Genomic DNA, 2265 nt, shown 5'->3' with positions numbered 1-2265 from the left:
TCGTGGAGATGTCACTTATCAGCATAGATTTAAGAAAATTGGTTTTTCTGGAACGAGTTTCTCTGCTGGATTGCGCCACCTTTTTTAGCGATACATAAACTATATAGTAACTTATATATAACTTATATATAAGTATATAGTGTTATATTAAGTATTAAATTAAATATTTCATTTTATATTTATTGTATTTTGAGAACTTTATTAGCTTAAATATAGATATTATTCTTCAATGAATAGAAGTAGGGGAATAGAAGGCGGCAAGAGTTATGATTTATGTATTTCATAAATATGTATTTTTATGCAACGTTACAACAGCTATTCTTTATTTTTTGCAGGTTACGTATGTTAGTGCTGCAGGATCTTCAAGTGATGCAGGAGGGGCATTTTATAAATGCGATGATAGAAAAACACACTTTCTTGCAGATAAAATCTATTACTTAAAAAGTTCTCAAGAGACGTCTGCTCATATTGCACCTATTGCAGCTATATATGTAGAAAAAGCAGGCACTATTGTTAATGCGTCTCAGATAACAGTTTATGGCGATGATCCAGATAAAATATCTGCGTATGGGGCGTATGTAAGAAATGGTGGAACAATTAATCTAGTAGCTTCAGATTTTAAGAATATACCTGCTCTTCGTGCTCAAAATGCCGTTATTAGCATGACAGTAGGGGAAATTAAGGGGATTTCACATGCTATTTATGCATGGGGGAGAGGAACGGATATTGCTTTAGTGAGTGTGAATATCAATATTGAGCCAGATAACTTGAATGTAAAAGGGATCGGTATTATGAGTGGTTTTGATGCAATGGTTAAAATGACAGACGGTACCGTTAATTTTAACCAGATTGGCTCATTTTCAACTCGATTTGGGGGGCGCTATATTCTTGATACTATGGGGATTACGGGGCAAGGAAGGAGGGAGGAAACTTTAACAGATGGTGATCGAGCTATGGGGGTATTACCAGAAGCTTTTGAGGTTTTTCAAGGTGGTGACGTTCATTTGAAAAACAATTTTATTCAGCTGAACCATATGCATGCATTCTTGATGAAAAACTTTTCAGGTTATGTAAATGATAATGGTAAGTTAATTCAAAAATATATTTCACCAGATGGCTTTAAGAATACAAGTATTAAGATAGAAAAAAACAATATTTCTGTTCAGAGTGAGGGAGTATATGGACTGTGCTTTAATGTTTTAGCTCCAGAAGAACTTGCTAAAATGTTGAGGCAACGAGATGATAAAAAAATTTTAGAAACCAAAAAAGTTATCACGGGGAGGGCATTTGTTTATTTATCAGAGACAAATATGACAGTTCCAGACGGGATTGCGATTTATGCGAAGGGGAATAAAGACTATGAAGTAAAAGGCACTCTTGAATTATCGGATGAAACAAAAATCTCTGGTGATTTGTTGCTAAAAGCTGAAAATAATGCTTCTCTATTGGTGAAAGCAAACGCTTCCTCTCTTACAGGAGGTACGCGTGTTGAGGATAGATCGGTTATTGATTTAGAGTTAATTCGTTATTCAAAATGGTATCTTACTAAAAGTAAATACAACGGTTTACAGGAATCTGTTTCATCGCTTTCTTCTCTAAGTCTTTCCAATAGCACATTGATCTTTGATGAAGGTAGTGGTTATCAAACGCTATGCATTGGAAAAAAAGCAGATATAGGTGCAGGAGATAAAATTCTCGCATCAAAAGATAAAAAAGTCTACAGTGCTGAGGGAAACGCTCAGATTAGGTTGAATGCATTTTTGAATGATGAGGGTTTGTTTAATCCCCAAAAGACGGATCGCATATTGATCTATGGGGATGTTTCTGGAACGACATTCATTCATGTGCAAAATTTTCCAAAATATGCAAGTAAAGAAGTCTATGAGGGAAAAGATCAAAGCATTTCACTCATTCAAGTTGCTGGAACAGCGCAGGCAGGTTCTTTTCGACTCGCCAATGGTTATGATGATTATACTACGGTGAAAGGTTTTCCTTATCAATATCGTATTCGTGGTTATGGTCCAGGTTCGCCCTTTGGAGAAGCAGATGCTACGCAAAGATTAGTGGAAGGTGAGGGGGAATTTTGGGATTTCCGACTCGAAGGGGTTTATATTTCTTCTAGAATAGGTTCTTATAATGGTCCATTTGGTAAACCTTCTTCGTTTTCATTATCTCATCCTGTTAATCCTCCATCTTCTCCCCCCAATTCACTTTCTACGTCGTTGATATCTGACTCTCCTTCTTCTACGTCCTCTGGTCCTGTTG

The 2265-nt window shown here is 36.1% G+C and carries 1 pseudogene; it reads left to right on the top strand.

The window, feature by feature from the left end:
* Window positions 1–266: 266 nt before the first annotated feature.
* Window positions 267–2265 (top strand): annotated as a pseudogene (locus ACFIMK_RS08675) (autotransporter outer membrane beta-barrel domain-containing protein); the annotation flags it as partial.

The sequence above is a fragment of the Bartonella sp. AP280QHHD genome (genome assembly GCF_042196125.1).
Classification (GTDB): Bacteria; Pseudomonadota; Alphaproteobacteria; order Rhizobiales; family Rhizobiaceae; genus Bartonella.
The sequence above is the reverse complement of the archived record's forward strand: the minus strand, read 5'-3'. Positions and strand labels throughout refer to the sequence as shown.